At 52.4% G+C, this 17477-nt stretch carries 15 protein-coding genes and 1 pseudogene; 8 read left to right on the forward strand and 8 right to left on the reverse strand.

Going from position 1 to position 17477, the window contains the following annotated elements; translation table 11 throughout:
- Positions 1-74: 74 nt before the first annotated feature.
- The 3 genes from ABLN94_RS21480 to ABLN94_RS21490 all read right to left on the reverse strand — a co-directional run bounded on the left by ABLN94_RS21480 (position 75) and on the right by ABLN94_RS21490 (position 3596).
- Positions 75-1028, reverse strand: coding sequence for an autoinducer binding domain-containing protein (locus ABLN94_RS21480; protein WP_352996291.1), 954 nt, complete (start codon positions 1026-1028; stop codon positions 75-77).
- Positions 1029-1226: 198 nt separating this feature from the next.
- Entirely contained in the window at positions 1227-2402 is a 1176-nt protein-coding gene (locus ABLN94_RS21485; protein WP_352996293.1) for a helix-turn-helix domain-containing protein, read from the reverse strand.
- A 471-nt stretch (positions 2403-2873) separates the two neighbouring features.
- Entirely contained in the window at positions 2874-3596 is a 723-nt protein-coding gene (locus ABLN94_RS21490; protein WP_352996295.1) for a hypothetical protein, read from the reverse strand.
- A 155-nt stretch (positions 3597-3751) separates the two neighbouring features.
- Here ABLN94_RS21490 and ABLN94_RS21495 point away from each other — a divergent pair, with 155 nt between their 5' ends.
- The 5 genes from ABLN94_RS21495 (at position 3752) to ABLN94_RS21515 (ending at position 6548) form a co-directional block, all read left to right on the forward strand.
- Entirely contained in the window at positions 3752-4108 is a 357-nt protein-coding gene (locus tag ABLN94_RS21495; RefSeq protein ID WP_352996297.1) for a hypothetical protein, read from the forward strand.
- A 51-nt stretch (positions 4109-4159) separates the two neighbouring features.
- Positions 4160-4573: a thermonuclease family protein gene (locus ABLN94_RS21500; RefSeq protein ID WP_352996299.1), complete on the forward strand. Its 414-nt coding sequence runs from the start codon at positions 4160-4162 to the stop codon at positions 4571-4573.
- A gap of 812 nt (positions 4574-5385) precedes the next feature.
- Positions 5386-5934, forward strand: a complete 549-nt coding sequence (locus tag ABLN94_RS21505; RefSeq protein WP_352996301.1) for a lytic transglycosylase domain-containing protein — start codon at positions 5386-5388, stop codon at positions 5932-5934.
- Positions 5931-6212 carry a hypothetical protein gene (locus ABLN94_RS21510; RefSeq protein WP_352996302.1) on the forward strand — a complete coding sequence of 94 codons (282 nt, stop codon included), beginning with the start codon at positions 5931-5933 and terminating at the stop codon, positions 6210-6212. The genes ABLN94_RS21505 and ABLN94_RS21510 overlap by 4 nt, the downstream gene beginning before the upstream one ends.
- Entirely contained in the window at positions 6213-6548 is a 336-nt protein-coding gene (locus ABLN94_RS21515; RefSeq protein WP_352996304.1) for a VirB3 family type IV secretion system protein, read from the forward strand. It begins immediately after the preceding gene.
- Here the strand turns inward: ABLN94_RS21515 and ABLN94_RS21520 are convergent.
- Together ABLN94_RS21520 and ABLN94_RS21525 are read right to left on the reverse strand one after the other, a co-directional pair.
- Positions 6493-7200, reverse strand: coding sequence for an IS6 family transposase (locus ABLN94_RS21520; protein WP_352996305.1), 708 nt, complete (start codon positions 7198-7200; stop codon positions 6493-6495). The genes ABLN94_RS21515 and ABLN94_RS21520 overlap by 56 nt on opposite strands.
- A gap of 350 nt (positions 7201-7550) precedes the next feature.
- Positions 7551-8375 (reverse strand): MORN repeat-containing protein, encoded by an 825-nt coding sequence (locus ABLN94_RS21525; protein ID WP_352996307.1) that lies wholly within the window; start codon positions 8373-8375, stop codon positions 7551-7553.
- A gap of 158 nt (positions 8376-8533) precedes the next feature.
- Here ABLN94_RS21525 and ABLN94_RS21530 point away from each other — a divergent pair, with 158 nt between their 5' ends.
- A complete protein-coding gene (locus ABLN94_RS21530; protein WP_352996309.1) occupies positions 8534-9352 on the forward strand; it encodes an efflux RND transporter periplasmic adaptor subunit in 819 nt (272 codons plus the stop codon).
- Between the two features lie 168 nt (positions 9353-9520).
- Here the strand turns inward: ABLN94_RS21530 and ABLN94_RS21535 are convergent, their stop codons facing one another.
- Both ABLN94_RS21535 and ABLN94_RS21540 read right to left on the reverse strand, forming a co-directional pair.
- Complete coding sequence (locus ABLN94_RS21535) at positions 9521-10846, reverse strand: serine hydrolase domain-containing protein (RefSeq protein ID WP_352996310.1); 1326 nt, start codon at positions 10844-10846, stop codon at positions 9521-9523.
- Between the two features lie 426 nt (positions 10847-11272).
- Positions 11273-13081: an amidohydrolase gene (locus tag ABLN94_RS21540; protein ID WP_352996311.1), complete on the reverse strand. Its 1809-nt coding sequence runs from the start codon at positions 13079-13081 to the stop codon at positions 11273-11275.
- Positions 13082-13190: 109 nt separating this feature from the next.
- Between ABLN94_RS21540 and ABLN94_RS21545 the strand changes: the two genes are divergently transcribed.
- On the forward strand, positions 13191-14297 hold the full coding sequence (locus ABLN94_RS21545; RefSeq protein WP_352996313.1) for a hypothetical protein: 1107 nt from the start codon (positions 13191-13193) through the stop codon (positions 14295-14297).
- An 84-nt stretch (positions 14298-14381) separates the two neighbouring features.
- Positions 14382-14537: pseudogene (locus tag ABLN94_RS21550) on the forward strand (IS6 family transposase); the annotation flags it as partial.
- Between the two features lie 246 nt (positions 14538-14783).
- On the opposite strand, the gene ABLN94_RS21555 reads toward ABLN94_RS21550, so the two are convergent.
- Positions 14784-17471 carry an AsmA-like C-terminal region-containing protein gene (locus tag ABLN94_RS21555; protein ID WP_352996315.1) on the reverse strand — a complete coding sequence of 896 codons (2688 nt, stop codon included), beginning with the start codon at positions 17469-17471 and terminating at the stop codon, positions 14784-14786.
- Positions 17472-17477: the final 6 nt, after the last annotated feature.

Genomic DNA, 17477 nt, shown 5'->3' on the forward strand with positions numbered 1-17477 from the left:
CATGTACCGTAAATTAGTTGAAGGCCGGGGTATCTGCGCTTTCTTCGAAAAAAGCAGCGTATCTCCAGCCAATTTCAGAGATACCTGATCCGCACGCTTTGATCCCGGTCGTACCCAAGTTCCTCCAGTATCCTTTCCGCGTCCAAATTGAAGTCTTTCATCAAGTCCGCGACCCGAACCGCCTGAAAGCTATCAAGATTCCGCACCGTCCGACCTTCTTCGAATGAAATCAATTCATGAGATCTGCCTGACCAACGCACAATTCCACCGCAAAGCATCCGTCGTTCGGCGTCGACGATTTCAGCTACCGGGTCCGCAAAGAAGTCGCTCCACTTAAGAAAACCGGTACTGACTGCCCGGGCAACCGCCTGTTCGATCGTCCGGCTCTTTAGCTTGGTGGTGATCGAAGCAGTCAGGACTTCTACCGTTCGCGAAGCGTGGCCCGTTTGCCTGGCAATGACGGAAGGTATCAAACCCGACGCGAGCATCTTCAACACATCTAGTTCATCGCCAGACAGGGAATCCGAGGGAAAGTTGAATACGGTTTCAATGACATCAAGGGCAAGCAAGTGCAGAACCTGTGCTTCATGGCGCAGGGTAGGGAGCATTCTCGTGATCAATGCGTCCCACTCGGGGCGCGGCGCATTGGACGTGACGGTAAATACGCCCCGCTCCCCGAAGGGGTTGATAACCGGAATGGAAAGACCGTTGCGTCCAACGCCAAATTTTCGGGCTGCCTCAAAAAGCGCTGCGTAGTCAGCCTGGTTGTCAAACACTGACCAGTCGATCGGTGCGATCATAGTGGCGCCAAACCGAATGAGGGGATCGACCAGAACCAGGTCGTTTTCAACGTAATGCCTAACCCAATCGGCCGGGAACGTGGTGCAACCGTGGACAACGTTGTGATGCTTGTCGATATGGGCGTAAGACGCATTTTCCAATGCAAACCTTTGGCAAATCTCCTGAAGGCGCGCCTCCCCGGTCTGCCTGAAATCCAACTCCGACCTGCCAATATCTGCGATTTTCATAGGTCGTCTTTCTGTTCCGCGTCGCCTTCGCGACCCAGTAGCAACCTAAAGCTGAACAAACCACTCGGGAATTCCCGTAGCCAATCACAGATTTGAATACGGTTCTGTTCTGGAGGCGGAAACAGAGCGATATCCTGCCGATGAGACACGTCAATTTGAGCAGCTGACGGGCATAGTCCGACACAGCCAAAACCCGCTCTAGTGGTCTTGCGGAAGTCCATCCTCATCCTCCCGCGCCCTTCGGGCCAACAAACCCATGAAACTGGAAATCAGGTTCAATTCACCGCGTTCATCCGCTTGGACCATACCGCGAAGATATCCGCCCGGATTAACCACGGGCGGCAGCCGCGGATCACTCAGCCTCGCATCCGTGATCACTCCAGCCAGGATTGCCCCCATGATGGTTAACCGATCAATCGCCGTATGCCAGGCGGAAATTTTGGTGCCGATCTCTGAAAGCCGGGACCAAACGCCGGTCTCGATTGCGTAGAGGCTTGGATTGGAATTCTGATCTCCAGCCCCGGCAATATCGATGTGCATGTTAAGTTCGGGGGATGCTAGCTCATACAGTATACGGTTGTTTATCCGAGGCAGTTTTTGGGCCTTGCGCGGAGCTATCTCCGTCGGATGATTGCTTTCTAAGCAATGCGGAGGGCCGTCAGGCCCGGAGCCAGAACAATCTGGTTCCGAGGCTCTAGCTGAGGACATTTTCTCCTCGCCCTCGGCGTTACAGGACAGAATTTTTTCTTCAATTTGGTCTTGTATATGGCACCCGAAACGGGCTTCGGGTTCACCCGAACGTTCACCGGGTTTTACAACATGCTCTTCGATCCGCTTCCAAAGGTCGTGAGCCGCCTGAACATGTGATCTGAGCCCATCCAGCGAAATGTATTTCAACTTGTCGGCGCGCGGCCACGACCGAAACGCGTCCATCATCTCGTCGAAGCCTTCAGGAGGGCAGGGGAGTGAATTAAGAATTTCCAGACTGTGTTTCGCATATCGGTAAAGCCGTGATCGATCCCCGCGCAGCTCGTCATGCTCTTTCTTCTCGGCCTTGTTTCGCACGTCTGCGTCGAGCATTTCCGGTACGAGATTCAGGGCAGGGGTCAGGAAGAGGCCAAGCCCCTTGCGCTTGCACCGCGCGCCATTTGCCCCAAGCCTGCGTTCGATCAGGCCAATCCTTTCCAGTTCACGTTCGTGATTGTGGATTGTCCGATCTGTCAAGCCACGGCCGGCAATAAGGGTTTCCTGGCGCGCGTAGCAAAAGGGTTCCTGGGATGGGTCTCGAAAAGCACATGGCGTAATCATATCGATGATGATCTCCATGGTGCGAATACACTGGGCTGAAGCTCCGCCGATTTGGGCATAGCACACGCAAAGCTGCCGAAACCTGTCTCAGTTCCAGCCCTCGGGAAGACCGTTGTGGAAGCGTGAATTTTCGCGGTGATGGGCGGATGCGATCTGCCGAAAGCTCATTGTATTGGCTTCCCTTGGCAAAGGTCAGTATTGGCATCGCGGTTTCGCGGGGCTGGGTATTCGAAATGGTTCAACGGTCTCATGGTCTGCTTCTCATTGGGGAAGCAAGGCGGCTCGAACCTCAGCGAAAAGACACAGAAAAACCGTTCGCACAGATGCGTTTATCCTTGTCAGAATTTTGGGAACTTCCTATAAATCAGGTGATCAAACGTGACTTAGGAAGATCCCCGCTGAGGCCCCGCCTTGCGGGGGTTTTTTTGTTTTTGGGATTATGGTGTTCCTCTGGCCCAGACGGCCTCGTTGCCAATGCGGCTGACACGTTCAATGACTTCTGCAGTGGCAATGCATTCACCTACCAGGCAAACAACGTCAGTATCGGATGAGCTCGTAGTTGCTGAACCCGAATATGTCGGTCCATTCAACACCAACGCCGCGGAAATAACTGGGAGGCTCACAGCGATTGCCAAGGGGCAGCCAAGCTGGGATCGGCGCAGGAGCGTGATCGGACCATTGAAAGCTCGCGTTGTCGTTATAGCTGCCAACGACCAGATCAAGCGAACGCTCGCAGTCACCCTCTCGCGACCGACGGCGATAGCTGTAGTGGCGCACATCCCAAACCCTGATGGACCTCACAACGTCGAAATCAGGGGAGGACAGATCGACGCTGATCGGGGTGGCTTGGAGCCCATCACCGTATTGGTCTTGAAGTGACGGGATCGCTTCTATCGAGATCGCTGCATCTACCAGTAATGGCTCAGTGGTATCGTCAGATGGAAGCTCTGGAACTGGGCTAGCACTGGTGCGCTTGATGGCTTCCAACCGTTCCATGGGACCCAAGTCCGAGGGGCTGTGTGACGTATTCATCGGACAGCGCCAGAGTTGAAGCGGGGGTTCAACCGGATAAGGCGTGATACGCCGAATGAACTCCGTTTTGGCAGCGACGCAATCAGGCGAAGCGGGCCAACCTCCTGCCAGACACAGGAATATTGCACAGTCGATTGGATAGGCACTGGCCTGCGACACCGGCAATGCAGCGAGTGCAACTGCAAAGGCCTTCACGTGGGTTCGAATTCCGGGCCTTGAATGGTTCATGATGGTGTCTCCTGCTTGCGAATCGCCTAAGCAATATCCGGCCAATATGCCCCTGACAATCCAATATAGTATATTGGATTGTTTTCTTATATTGACGTAGATTGTGTTTTAGTCCACAACTTTTGGATGTAGAAGGCGGCCCATGGGGGGTCGTCATGGCGGACAATAAGAGACAATACACTGTGGTAACCATTGAGATGGTTCGGGGCCTGAAAGAGGATCAGGTTCCCTTTACATGCCGCTATGAATTTATCGGACTCGCTTCCCTTGGACGACCTAAGTACCACTGCATTTATAGCTCTCCGAACTATGTCGGGGCCTTGTGCAAGTCGAAGATCTCTCGCGCCGGCGCAGAGCCCAGGGAGTTCGATCTCTGGCCAGGGCTTTTTAAGCATCACCAGGAATTTGGGGATGGGCGCATTCTTTGCGTCAAATCAGATTACACAATCGAGTCTATCACTCCAGAAGGTCTGGAAGCGGCGCAGGCACTGGACGCGAATTCCGAAACCTAACGACTGGCCACGCGCGAACGAACAGCGGATCTGTGGCTTGGGTTGCGGCGCATGAAACGGCTTTTGTTTCTCAGCGCTGCACTCGCGTTGCTGTTCATTACCGCAGCATGGATTGAACCAACCACGCAAACAAAGACTCTGAGCGCATCTGAGGTGATTGCTGTTGACGGTGACACGATCGACCACGGCGACGACCGGTATCGGCTTGTTGGGTTTGATGCGCCTGAGACCTTCCGCGCGCAATGTGAAGCCGAAAGAGTTTTGGGCCTGCGAGCCAAGGATCGCCTGACGAAGATCATTCAGACCAACGGGTACGTGGAACTGGAGATTGAACCGAAACTGGACAAGTACGGCCGCTTTCTGGCGATCGCACGCGCTGGCGGAAAACAGGTTGGATCCATCCTGATTTCTGAGGGCCTCGCGCGACGATACAGCGGTGGTAAACGCCAGTCCTGGTGCAGCTGAAGGAAAGGATCAAACAACGACTTGATAACCAAAAAAACGAAACTAGTGAGCAGTGAGCGGTCCTGTCGATTGCGCCAACAACCGACAGGACAAGAAACGCCCCAAAGCCATCCGGGGCATTCCCCAAACATCAAGAGAGAACCGTAACAATGAAGAAAACAGCAACCCGTGATGCCATTCCCAAAAAGAGCAGAGCAGCGTCAGAGTCAATGGGTACGGCGTGGACCGCATGTCTGTGCGTGTGGCCACAAAGCGCTGACTGACGACCGAGGCGAGCAGGGTATCTAGACACTTCGGCCAAACCTTCAGCCTGATTGATCCGAGCAGAACGCGGGTTTTCTACGAAGCCTGTGAAGGGCTCAGTGCTGTGTCGTGACACCCAATACCAGCTGCCCCGGTGATCCTAAGTCGCGCCCCATAATGACTATTATGTAAACACTACTGACCTATTTTCTGGATGAAAAGTAACCAATATGGGCAGCTATACCTCGTCAACTTCCGCGATGAAGCCTGGCGGTCTCCAAGATGACCTCTCTTCGATGCATGTGGCGCTACACCGAAGAGAGCGTGTGGTGACGCCCAGATGGATCTGTACTCACCACGAGACCACAACCTGCAATCCACCAGGTGCGGTGCTTGAAAGGCTATCGAACACAACCTCTTCAAACCAATACAGAAACAAATCCGATCACGGATTTGTTAACGCGCGCCCGAGCAAATTCCTGAACCCAATCAAATTGCTTTTGGCAGCGTGTTTCACAGCCGCAGACCCGGCATTTTGCCAAGTCATCGAATACGAGCCTGATGGAAGCGTGTTTCTGAACGGTGCGCGAGCAGAAATCGTTAACGGCGTCGTTCGCCCGATCCGGATGCGGGAATACGAGCTGAACGAACAGGCAGAAATACCAAAACCCAAGCCGCAGGAAAAGATCGAGATTGCGGGCAAGGCACCGCGGCCTCGCAAAGCTTCGGGTGGCTGGTCGCAGGAACGGATCGTCAAAGAAATTCACGCAGCGGCAGAACGGCACGACATTCCGGCCGAGCTGTTCATGGCGCTGGTCTGGCAAGAAAGCCGGTATCGGGCTGATGCCCTGTCGCCCAAGGGTGCCATCGGTTTCGCGCAGCTCATGCCAGGAACGGCAAAAGACCTGGGCGTGAACCCAAAGAACCCTGTAGAAAATCTCGACGGTGGCGCTCGCTATTTGGCTGCGCAGTACCGTGAGTTTGGAGACTGGAAACTGGCGCTTGCCGCCTACAACGCCGGTCCCCATCGCGTCGTCCAGTATGGCGGCATCCCCCCTTTCACCGAAACCCGCAACTACGTGCGGACCATCCTCAGCAAAGTGAGCACTAACTCATGAAACGAACCCATTTCATCCAACAGACCGCGTTCTTCTCGCTGACACTGATTATCGTCAGTGCGGCACCTGTCTCCGCCGGCTGGCTGCAAGATGCCATTGGTGATTTCATTAACGAAACTCTGGCCGACTCGAAGGTTGTCGGCGTCAGCCTCGCCGCTGTCGGCTTCATCTGGGGCTGTCTCGCCTATGTATTCGGCTGGGGTTCGCTGAAAGGCCCTGTCGTCGCGATCGTTGTCGGTGCCGTCATTGGCCTCGCCGACACCTTCATCGGAGCCTGAATGATGGCCCGCCGCAATACGGTCTTTCGCGGCCTGAGCCGCCCCGCTGAATGGGGCGGCCTACCCGTGATCTATCTGCTGGTGATCCTCGGGATGACCATGCTTTCGTTCTTCATGTTCGGGATAGCGCCAGCAATCATTGCAGGTTTTGTTTTCTATACCGGGCTTCGCCTCTTTTACGAATGGGAACCCGCTTTCTTCCGCGTCCTGTTCGTAACTCTCTCTAGGGTGCTGTCAGACGAATTCGAACCAGTCTCAGCTAAGCCAGTAGAGCTGCCCTTTATGCTGCACCTAGTTCGCGCCACTCGGCAAGAGCAGCGGTGCGGGTCAGCTTGAAGATGTCTCGGCTGGTGTGCGATCGTTCCTGGTTGAAGTGATTGTAGACGGAGGAATGGACGGAGGCGAATTTCTGTAAACTTCGCATGCGCCTGAATCGCTGCATCGCGCGTTCTCTTCGTCGCAAAGGCAGGTGCGAGTTCTCGACGCGGTTGTTGAGCCACCTGCCCGTCCGCTGTTTTTCGGTAGCTCCGAGCTCTCTGAGAGCAGCCCGATACGACGCGAAGCGATCGGTGACTACTTCTTCAGCTTTACCGTGCCGCTTCATCAATTTCCTGAGGAATTTCAATGCCGCCTGCTTGTTTCGGCGTTTGGTAACGATTGCTTCCAGCACTTCGCCCTCATGATCGACGGCCCGCCAGAGGTAGTGTCTCTTGCCATTCACCTTCACGAAAACCTCATCCACGTGCCACTTCCATTTGGAGTATGCTCTCAATTGCTGAACACGCTTTCTTCGGATCTCAGCAGCAAACATTGGGCCAAACCTGTTCCACCAATATCGGACAGTTTCGTGACTCACGTCGATGCCTCGCTCGTGCAACAGATCCTCGACATTCCGAAGCGAGAGCGGGAAACGGATGTACAGCATCACGGCAAGGCGGATGATCTCGGGGCTGGTTTTGAAATACTTGAAAGAAGCAGGATTGGTCATGGGCAAAAGCTACGCAACACCCCTGCCCGCCTCAAGACAAGTTCTTCTGACAAGACCCTTTAGAGCATGCGCTACCAAAACGACGTTTAGTCTGACAGGTGGGAACAAAGTTTGCGACAGAACCCCAAAAATTTGGCTCTATTTTAGGATACCATGAAGTGCCCCTAAGCCAGCACCAATCTTGGCGCCGTCTCGGGCTCCGCGTCCGCCGTCGACTATACCGCCTACCACGCCTCCAACGATGGCTCCCTCAATCATATCTCCTAGGAATGCCTCAGCAGGTTTCGTGGTGCTGACAATTAACAGCATTATCGTTAGTGTCTGAAAAATGGCGGCTTTCTGCATAATGTTCATTCTATTTGCTCTCCATTCTTCCATGTTTGTGACGTCACACTCCCATCGGCCTGAGTGACGGTAATCGTTCCGTCTGGATACCCATCTTTAAAGTCACCTTCAAAAATCGCACCGTCACTATGGAGATAGGTTCCCCGCCCTCCTGGGACACCGGCAACGAAGCCTCCCGAATACAGACCACCGTCTGAAGTTACCAACAATCCCTGACCGGAAGGGACGCCGTCCGAAAACGGCCCTTCATAGCGGTTTCCATTTGGGTACGTTATTGATCCTGAAACAGGTTCATTATTTTCGAACACGCCGGAAAATAATTCGCCATCATTAGTTTGGTAAGTAACTGGTCCGAAAACAAGTCCATCTTTCCAACTGGCTTGCATAAAGCCACCCTTTGGATCGCGATACATACCTGAACCGGTCTCCAGAGATCCCTTTAGCACACCTTCAAAAACATCTCCATTTGGCCAAGTGACATGCGCTTTTCCGTTTGGAAGGCCTTTGACAAAATTGCCGTCGATCAGCAGAAAGCCACCTTCGTATTCAGCCGATACCACTCCGGGACCTTCAAAAAGCCCAGCGGTCATCTGTCCATCATAACGGCCTAAGAGCTTTCCTTCTCCGGAAACATTCAATACGCCATTTCCGTCTGCAAAACCATCGGAACAGGAACCCGACCAGCTCACTATGTCGATAATATCGTCAGGTTCAACGTCCAGTACAACTTTGCACGAAGTGATTGGGTCAACAAACTCGCGAAACTCCGCCTTTGCCGTCTGGCCAAAAGTAAGTGTAACGCATATCAATAGATAATACCCACCTCGCATACCAACACCCATGTTCTGCGTTTAGCAAGAATAGTACGTTTTAGTATACTCTAAAATCTCGCTGAATTGGCAATAAATTTAGGCTGATCAATTCGTTTAATCGCCGTCTTTACTCCGCAGCGTATTAGAAGTCACGACAACGAGAAAGGAGAAGTGGTTTGACGCGTGATAGGACAAGTACCTGCATTCGATTTGTCGGCGCGGTACTATTTGTTTTTTGTGCAGGAACTGTGTTGCCACAAGAAGGTAATGAGTGGTCACCAGGTGTATTGGAAGCTTCGCGCAGTTGGGATGTTTCTTCACCAATCGACGGCTACATCATTGCGATCAATTTTTCTGAGGGTGACGTGGTAAGCAAAGGCGACCTGCTGGTCGAATTCGATAGCCAAATCGCAGAATTCCAACTTTCTCTAGCGAAAATAAACGCGAGCTTGGCCGAAGCAACTTTCGCTGATCGACAAGCCGACTTGGAGCGCCAAAAGACGCTTCGCGATCATGAAAATGTCTCCGTCGCAACGTTTTTGGATACGAAATTGGCCGCTCACGTGGCCGCACTCGAAGTCGAGCGCGCAAAAATCGAAATGGAGATAGCTGCCATTTATCTTGAGGCACACCTAATTACCTCACCGGCTGACGGGCTGATCTCAGGTCCGCTCGTAAACGAAGCTAGTATTTACAATGCGGAGGGCAGCGGGCCAATTGCAACAGTTGTCCAACTGGACCCGATTAATGTTCGTGTCGCAGTACCCTTGGGCGAAGTGCTGTCGAGGTTGAAAAGAGGGGAATTCAATATCGAAGCAGTACGCGAATTGGAGTTCGAGTTGTTTCTTGAAGACGACACTGAATATTTCCACAAGGGCAAAATAGTTGCTGTTGGTTTTGAGGTAGATCCAAACTCCGGCGAAGGCTCAGTGCTCCTTGAATTCCCTAACCCTGAAGGTGTTCTTCGACCGGGTCTTCCAGTAAAGGTCAAATAAAAATACGAATGCTTTAGCCATCGGCTTCCTGACCAGTGCAACTCGTCGCGAGGCGTGCAGAAAACCTATGAGGCAGATGGCCCCTGCTCAATCCGTGTCGAGATGCGCCATAGTGCAACTGTCATCAGGTGCGGATGAGGGAACTGCACCATGGCCGTGTACTGGGAGTTATGGCTTTAAGTCCTTTAGTAGTTCGTTCAACAGGTCCGCTGCGTCCAAAAGGCCATTGCCAAGGTTGAATGTGACAGCTCCCCCTTCGCTATCAATCGAGCCCATTTGGATGATCGTGATGCCGCTGTCCTTGTTGGAATAGAACATCTGCCCACCATATCCGAGGTGGGCCATTCCACCTTTGTCGTTGTAGTACATCTGGTGAGTGTACCACCACTGCGACGTGGTGCCGGCAAAGTACTTGGTGGCGGCGTCGTCCCCGTAGACATGCGTGTCGATATAGCCTTTCGGGAGGATACGTGCTCCGTTCGGTGCAACCCCATCATTGCCGATCGTTGAATACAGCATGGCGGCGTCACGAGGCGTGAACGCGAGGTAACCGGAAGCGTGTCCGAACCCGGTCTGATCGTTCAGGCCGATACCGTTTGCAGACGCTCCGATGTGTTTAAAAAGATAGAAGCTCACCGCGTTATTGTAGTTCATGCCAGTCTTGCGCTCGATGACCCAGCCGAGAACCGAAGTGACAGCAGAGTTGTAAAGCGTGTTGTTTTCGGGATTGTTGCTCGGGTCGTCGGACGTCAGCTCCGTAAGAAAACCTCGAACACCGCGAGGGTCATTCTCACACCCTTCGCCCCAGCACTCGGCCACAAAGATCCGCTGACCCTCGCTGTTTGGGTCGGTGTAGTCCTCACTGAAATTCATCACGACATTCATGTTCAGCGCTTGGTGTACGGTCACGCCATCAAACGCCGTGCCCAGTTCCGGGATGATGTCCTTGATCAAGGTGTCGAGCTGAAGCTTGCCCTCGTCGATCAGGTTGGCGATGACTAGCGCAGCAATGACTTTGGACGAACTCATCATCGAGTGTGTTTGATGCGGCTGCAGCTGGCGCGGGTAGGCTTCGTAGATGATCTTGCCATCTTTCAGAATAACCAACGCGTCCGCGCGGCTCTCGTAGAGGTAGCGCGAGAGGTTCATGTCCTCGGCTTCCCGCCAGGGTTTTATCCTAAAGCCTTCGACATGCCGCCAGCCTTCCGGGACCACAGGCAATGTATGAAATGGCCCCGTGCCCCGGCTGATGATCGACGGGTATGGGTGAACTTTCTCGAAGTTCGAATAAGTGTAGTGCCGGTTCCGCGGATTGTCCCACTTGGCAGTCGTGACTTCCGCGGCCTCGTAGTTTAGCACTGGTTGCTCACGAGGAGCCAGGTCTTCTGATCCGGTCGGGTTTAGGGGAGCCTCTTCGGCAATTATTGTCATACTGCTGGCGACCGTAATAGCAGTAGCCAAGGAAACCAGCGCCGAGTGATTGTGAAAAATCATATGTCTTCTCCTTTTGTCTAAGGAACGTGACTAACACTCCAATTTGAGCGCCCGAGGAACGCCCGTTGGCAAATCCGATAACAAACATCGGGCATTCGGTTCTGGATCAATCGAACGTCAACCTGTTTGGCTAAAGAAGGGCGCGAATTGCTTCGCACCTCCCAATCTATGTCCAGTAATCGATCGATCTCGCGCAACGCGTGATTGGAGGGAACATGAGCACCCAGATCAAACTCATAGAACCGCTGAGACTCGGCTTTCTGAATACCCATCATCACAATATCCTCCAGATCCAAAAAAGCCGAGTGATTCAAGCGACTTGAATCATCGCAACGTAGAGTTTTTCAACACTATTGGCGGTATGCGGACATTAGCTGTGCTGTGCTTCGACGTCCGCTTTGACTGAACCGCGTCACCCACAGAACTCTATTCTGGTTCGGATGTATATCGCGTCCCGGGGTTGAAAGTTGCTTCAGGTATGATCTCATCGACTATGTCGTACGTGGCGTCATAGACCACGTCGCCACCGACCACTGTTCGCTCGACATTTGTTTTCCACAACTGCTGAACGGGTATCTCGAACGGGTTTTCTCCGAGTACGATGAAGTCAGCAAGTTTTCCGGCTTCGATTGATCCGAGCTTGTCCTCCCAGCCCCTGCCGAGGCAGTGCGCTCCTCCTTGAGTAAAGGCATAGATTGCCTCCTCAAGCGAAATCGCCTGATCGGGATTCAGTGATGGACCAGAAGGGTTTTCCGGATCGGTCCGTGTTATCCACGCCTGCATCTGGTGAAAACCATTTGGATCGGGGATTAAGGCCGAAGACCAATCGCTTCCGAAGCCGATTGGAATTCCCATACTGATACCCCTTGCGGTCTGGAAGGCTTTGATGGAGTCGGCGACGTTGAAGAAACTATGATAGCGGTCGCCCACCGGCGGCGCCATGCTTCCTTCGATTTCGGCTGCCGGATAGGCCAGAGCCGGCGAGAAATCTAAGCAGACACCTTCAATTTCTGCTAGAAGTTCGAAATCCTCTAACTGAGTCATCCACGCATGCGAAAAATGTAATAGCGGTCCGTCAGGGCCAATTTCAGCACGAACACGTTCAAATATCCTCGCAAGTTCCCGGCCACTGCCGTCGCCTGCCGTGTGCACAATCACGCCAAGCCCTTTTCTGTTAAAATCTAAAATTGTCGCCTCGAATTCCTCGGCCGGCATCGTCGGACCGCCAGTGAAACCGGGTCGGTCGACATAATCATCAAGCAGGTATGCTGTGAAACTGTCAGGAGAGCCATCATGAAACATCTTAACCGCGTTGGGTATTACCATGGCACTTTGGTAATTAGCCCAATTCGCAATTGTGTCTGCCTGTTCGTCGACTGATTGCTCCATATAATGGCTCAACCAGTCCCAAGAGGCAAAGACACGAATAGTCAAGTCCCCCCTTTTATCGAGCATCTGAGCAGCTCCAACCGGTACTGGATGACCTTCAGCGGCTTTGATTGAAGTGAATCCGAAAGAATTGAATTCGGCCAATATCTTTGCCTGAGCGTCCGCAACTGGTTCCATTTCAACCCCAGGAAGGGATTGTAGGATTATCCCCATTGCGTACTCTCGAATGGTTCCACTTGGTTCATTCGAGTCCGGATATCGGTCAAAGATAATCTTGTCGGTGTTTTCAGTGTTCTCGGTGACCCCCGCAACTTCGAGAGCCTTGGAGTTAACCCAGGCTGAATGTCCGGTTTGGCTAACCAGATATACAGGTCGATCAGGCACAATAGCGTCGAGCAAATCTTTAGTTGGGCTGTCACCATCAAACACGCCGAGGTTCCAACTGCCTCCACGGATTAATTCGAGATCAGGATTTGCCTTGGCGTAAGCCGTAAGTTCGCTCAGCATGGTGTCCACATCCGTCGGATTGGAAAAGCTGAGGTTCGCCCTGTCTATTCCGACGGATAATGGGTGAGAGTGTACATCGATCAACCCTGGCATTGCGAAGGCGCCGCCTAAATCTATAACTTTAGTTGTGTCACCCGCAGTTGCCAGAGCTTCTTCATTTGTTCCAACAACTTCGAAAATTCCATTGTTGATCGCCACAGCCTGAGCCCAAGGTTGGCTTTCGTTGACTGTGTAAAATCTACCATTCATGTAGACGGTGTCAGCGTCCTGCCCAAATACCGAGCTAGCAAAAGTTGTCGCAAAGAGCATCGGCAGAAAAAATACACGCGAGTTTTTCATCGAGGCGCCTCCAAACATAACTTTGGAGTTAGACTACTGGAATGGTAGATTTGAAATAGATGTTACTAACACCATAGTTTAATGATTCATTTTAGTGGGGGAGGCAAAAGTGAAAGGTCACGATCGAACGCTGGAAGTTTCACCTGAACCTTTGAACCGAGCGGTTGAGCGCATCTGTCAAAGTAAGGAATTTCGCGGTTCGTCGTTCCTTGGACCTCTATTGCGTTATCTTGTTGGGTGCGCAACTGGTAATGTTGGGCAAAAGGCAACCGCGCAATCCATTGCTGTTGAGGTTTTCGGACTTGGTGCGGATTTCAGAAGCAAATCCAATTCAAGGGTCCGTGTTGCAACAAGCAGGTTACGGACAGCATTGGAAATCTATGACAGACGATACCTCCCTGAAGTATCAATTATCCTTCACCCAGGTAGCTATGTCCCTGACTTCTCACTCCGTGAGTTCGAACCAACTGAAGTGACAAAGGGATTGATGCTGGCAGATTGGTATCAATGTGTCGCCAGTGAACAGGCACATGCTATTGTGCAACATAGATTGTCGAAATTGGTTGAGATTGCCCCGGAAGATCCAAGCCTGCTGGCCGCTTATGCCGACGCAATGAATGATGGGTACAAACACGGTTTCGACGCACATGGTGCCCAACTTGATCACGCGGAAGGTCTGGTTGAGCGAGCACTTCAACTTGACCCCAGAAACCCGAGAGCACTGATGTCTAGTGCCTTTGTTGCTCTGGAGCGCAACGAATACGATAAAGTGCACCAATGTGGGCGTGCTCTAATGGAAATCGGGGATGAGGCGTCTGAAACAAATGGCCAATGGATGCTCGACATATTGAAAACAGACGGGCCAGTTGAATCCGTGTCTTTGTCGGTAGCCACCAAATCTGATGAGACGCCGGGCTGGATGAATCACAACTTGTTCGTCGCCGCATACCGGCGTGGCGACTACGAAACAGCTCTTGTCCACGCAGTGCAATTCGGGATGCCATTGTTTTTCTGGTCAAGCATTGAACGAGCGGCCGCGATGGCCCAGCTAGGGTTAATGTCCGCATCAAAGTTGGAACTGCAACGCTTAACCGAACTCAATCCACTGTTTGCAAGAAATCCAACCAAATACCTGTCTAGCTACATTCCATATCAGGATGACATTCTCCACGTTTTAGAAGGCTTGGAGAAGGCCGGATTGCGAACATCTAAATAGGGATGTGTGGCAAACTCCGGATCTTTCTTTTTGGTTGATTGAAGCATCTGATAGATGCATGCCCAAATTTGACGGGGGCAAGTCGTGACAATCCCTTTCCAAGGCGTGCATTTTCCGAGGGGCGTAATTTTACACGCTGCTTTCTTCTATCTGCGTTACACCGTGTCCTACCGGGATCCAGAAGAAATCCTTGCCGAACGAGGCGTCGACATTGATCAGGCGACTCTGAACCGGTGGATCATCACGTAGGCACCGCTTATTGCCGACCGGGTATGCTGTTAGAAGCGGATAAGCTACCGCCCACCGGCATCGGAAGCCATCGTTCCGATGGAACCGAGGCCACTGATGGACAAACAGTCAAATCGGACCACTCAAGTGGGGCGGATCAAAGTTCTTCTGACAAAACCGCCTGAACAATAGCAAAATATCATGCCGAGAACCGGCCTTAATCGCCTCTTGCATCTCGTCGAGCGGCGTTGCCCTGTTTTACCGCCCCCTGCGCAAACGAAATTGGCTGGCATCCCGAACACAGGGTTTCCGCGACGGGTGAGTTTTTATGTAGATAGGGCCACCACGCGGTGCTGTCGAGCGGAGTACCTTAACTGACGGGTCCGTCAGCCTGCCGTGAATGGCAAATGGATGGGGGCTTCGGGCGAATGGTTGGCCAACAGGTCGCGGCTCACCTCTCAGGTTCAATGTACCGGAACGAAAATCGACCTCGCCGGTCAGGACCAACTGAACAGACCGGGTTTCGAGAACCCCGTCGCGAACCAGAACACGACCGTTCTGCAAGCTCAGCGGTGCCACCGCACAAACGATATGAGTTTGGCCCTTGCTCAGTTCCTTAGAAAATACCCAGGGCAGCACACCAAGACCCGCAAGTTCAAGAACACTGCTTGCCAGCCTTCCATCGCCAATCCGCAGTTTAGCAACTCCGTTCAGATTTTTGATGGAAACGGGTGCATTCAGGTTCAATTTGACATCGAAGCCACCGCTAAGCACTCCTGAAGCCGCCAGTTTCACCCCCGCAGACTTTAGAACCTTTCCTACGTCCACGCCCTTCATGCTCCCTTCAAGGCGCATGGTATCCGGTGTTTCAAGCAGGTTGACCTCTGCTTTCAGGTCAAAGGCTGCCACATCAAACTTGGCGTGGACGGGCGCAATACGCAATCGCCCGTTTTGTATCGTCAGTTTACTTTTCAACGCTGAAACGCCCTGAGTGCCTCGTAGATGCTTGACGTCGACATCGAGTTCCACATCAAGACCAGATATCAGACCCTTAGGCGAACTTGGGGAATGGTCGGCGCTGGACGGATCCAGAACAAGTGGTTTTGCCTTGCGTGCCCTGGTATCCAGCATGAGCGGTTTCGGGGTCCGGTTGGAACGTCTGAGTGATATTGCAGAGCTTTTCGGATCGATGACAGCGATGATCACGGAAATAATCTCCGGCAAATCGCCAGTAGCCAAAGCGGGGCTTGTGATACCTCCGCGAACAAGTGTCTTTTCCCGAGATTGCATGGCGCGCGCGTCAATTTTCAGGCTGGAATCTCTAACCTCCAGGTTGGATTTGAGTGTCCGTTCGGAGCCATCCGAAGAAACATCTACGTTCGCAGAAAGCCGACCAGCACGAACGTCCGCGGTCCCAACAAGTGCGAAAAACTCTCGCGCTTCACTCCATTCGGCCGCGCCTTTTGCCTGAAAGATATTCGGTTCCTCAAATTCTGGGACAGAAGCGTCAACTTCGAGCGACCAGAAATCAGTCTCCAACACCCTGCCGGATAATTTTTTCAGACCAAGCTTTGCATCCTCGTCCGACAATGTGAAACTACCGGAAAATCGACCAAGTTTTTCTACCAGTTTAGCGGACACAAGATAGCTTGCCGGGAAATTCAACTTTCCGTTCAGTAATATATCCCGAAATGACAGCAAATCCCCGACCTCGCCGGATGCCGACAAATAGGGCATTTCGGAAGGCCCTATCTGAATATTGATACCTTTGAGCGTCAGGAGGCCTTCGCGGGTTCTGGACAGGCTTTGCGCAGAGATCGGCCCCAGATTATGCAGATCCCGGGTGACGCTGTTGGTTTCAATCACCGCGTTGTCGAACTTGAACTTACCGTCGTCAGAGGTCAAATGCGCAACGGCGCCAAGGATTTGGTAGTCCTCAATGTAGACCGCTGACGGAATTGGGTCTTCATCAGGAACAAGCCGCAGCCGGGCGTTGAGATCAAGCCCGTCCAGTCGTGCCAGATCAGCAAACTTCCCTTCAGCTTTTAGGGAAACATCATCTTCAAAATCCGCTTTAATACTGATGTCGCGTAAACCCAGTTTGCCGCCCTTATATTCAGCTACCGCTGTGAAGTGGGCGGACCCGTCGGCTTCGGCTTCAGCTTGCAACCCCAAGGTTTGAAAGGTGTTCAACAAAGACGACGTGCTCAGATCAATATCTGCTGAAAGTGAATTCTCCGAACTGAAATGTTCACGCACAGAAATCGTCAGGTCCCCAAATCCTGCCTTTGCAGCAAAAGACTCCGACGGCTCGAAATGACCCTGCATATCGAAAGGTTGGCCATTCACCGACCCGCTGGCTTCAACTTTGCCCGGCTTATCAATCGTCGCCTGCTGTAGCACAAAGCGGTCCAGAACATACTTGAAGTCAAAACCCGACCGTTCATTTGTCGAGGTGAACTGTATGCTTTCGAGCGTCAATTCCCTTGTTCGAAAATAGTCAAATAGCCCATATTCCACGCTGTCCCGAGCGCCAAAATTGAAAGCGTTAAGCCCTTCATCGAAATTCATACGGTCGGCTTGATCTCGTTCCATGCTTGCAACGACGCCGGATATTGTGGCTTTGCGTATGTCGAAATCGCCAACAAGCAGAGTCGTTGTATCAAAATCCAGCCTGGCGTGTTCAAGTGAGATCTCAAGCTTCGCATAGTCACCATCCTGCAGTATCTCGAGGTGATCGGCCTGAATCGTCGATGTCCGGCCGAGGATCAATCGAACATCTCCGAGGATTTGGAACTCGGCGCCTACTTCATTGGATAAGATATCAGAGAAAACGGTCTTTCTGAAATTTGCAAATGCTTCTGCAGAAAGAACCATCCAAATTCCCGCTGCAACAAAGATGATTGCGATGCCAATGGAGAGGAGTATCTTACCTAACCGAAGCATGGCGGC

The sequence above is a fragment of the Ruegeria sp. SCP11 genome (assembly GCF_040329455.1).
Classification (GTDB): Bacteria; Pseudomonadota; Alphaproteobacteria; order Rhodobacterales; family Rhodobacteraceae; genus Ruegeria; species Ruegeria atlantica_E.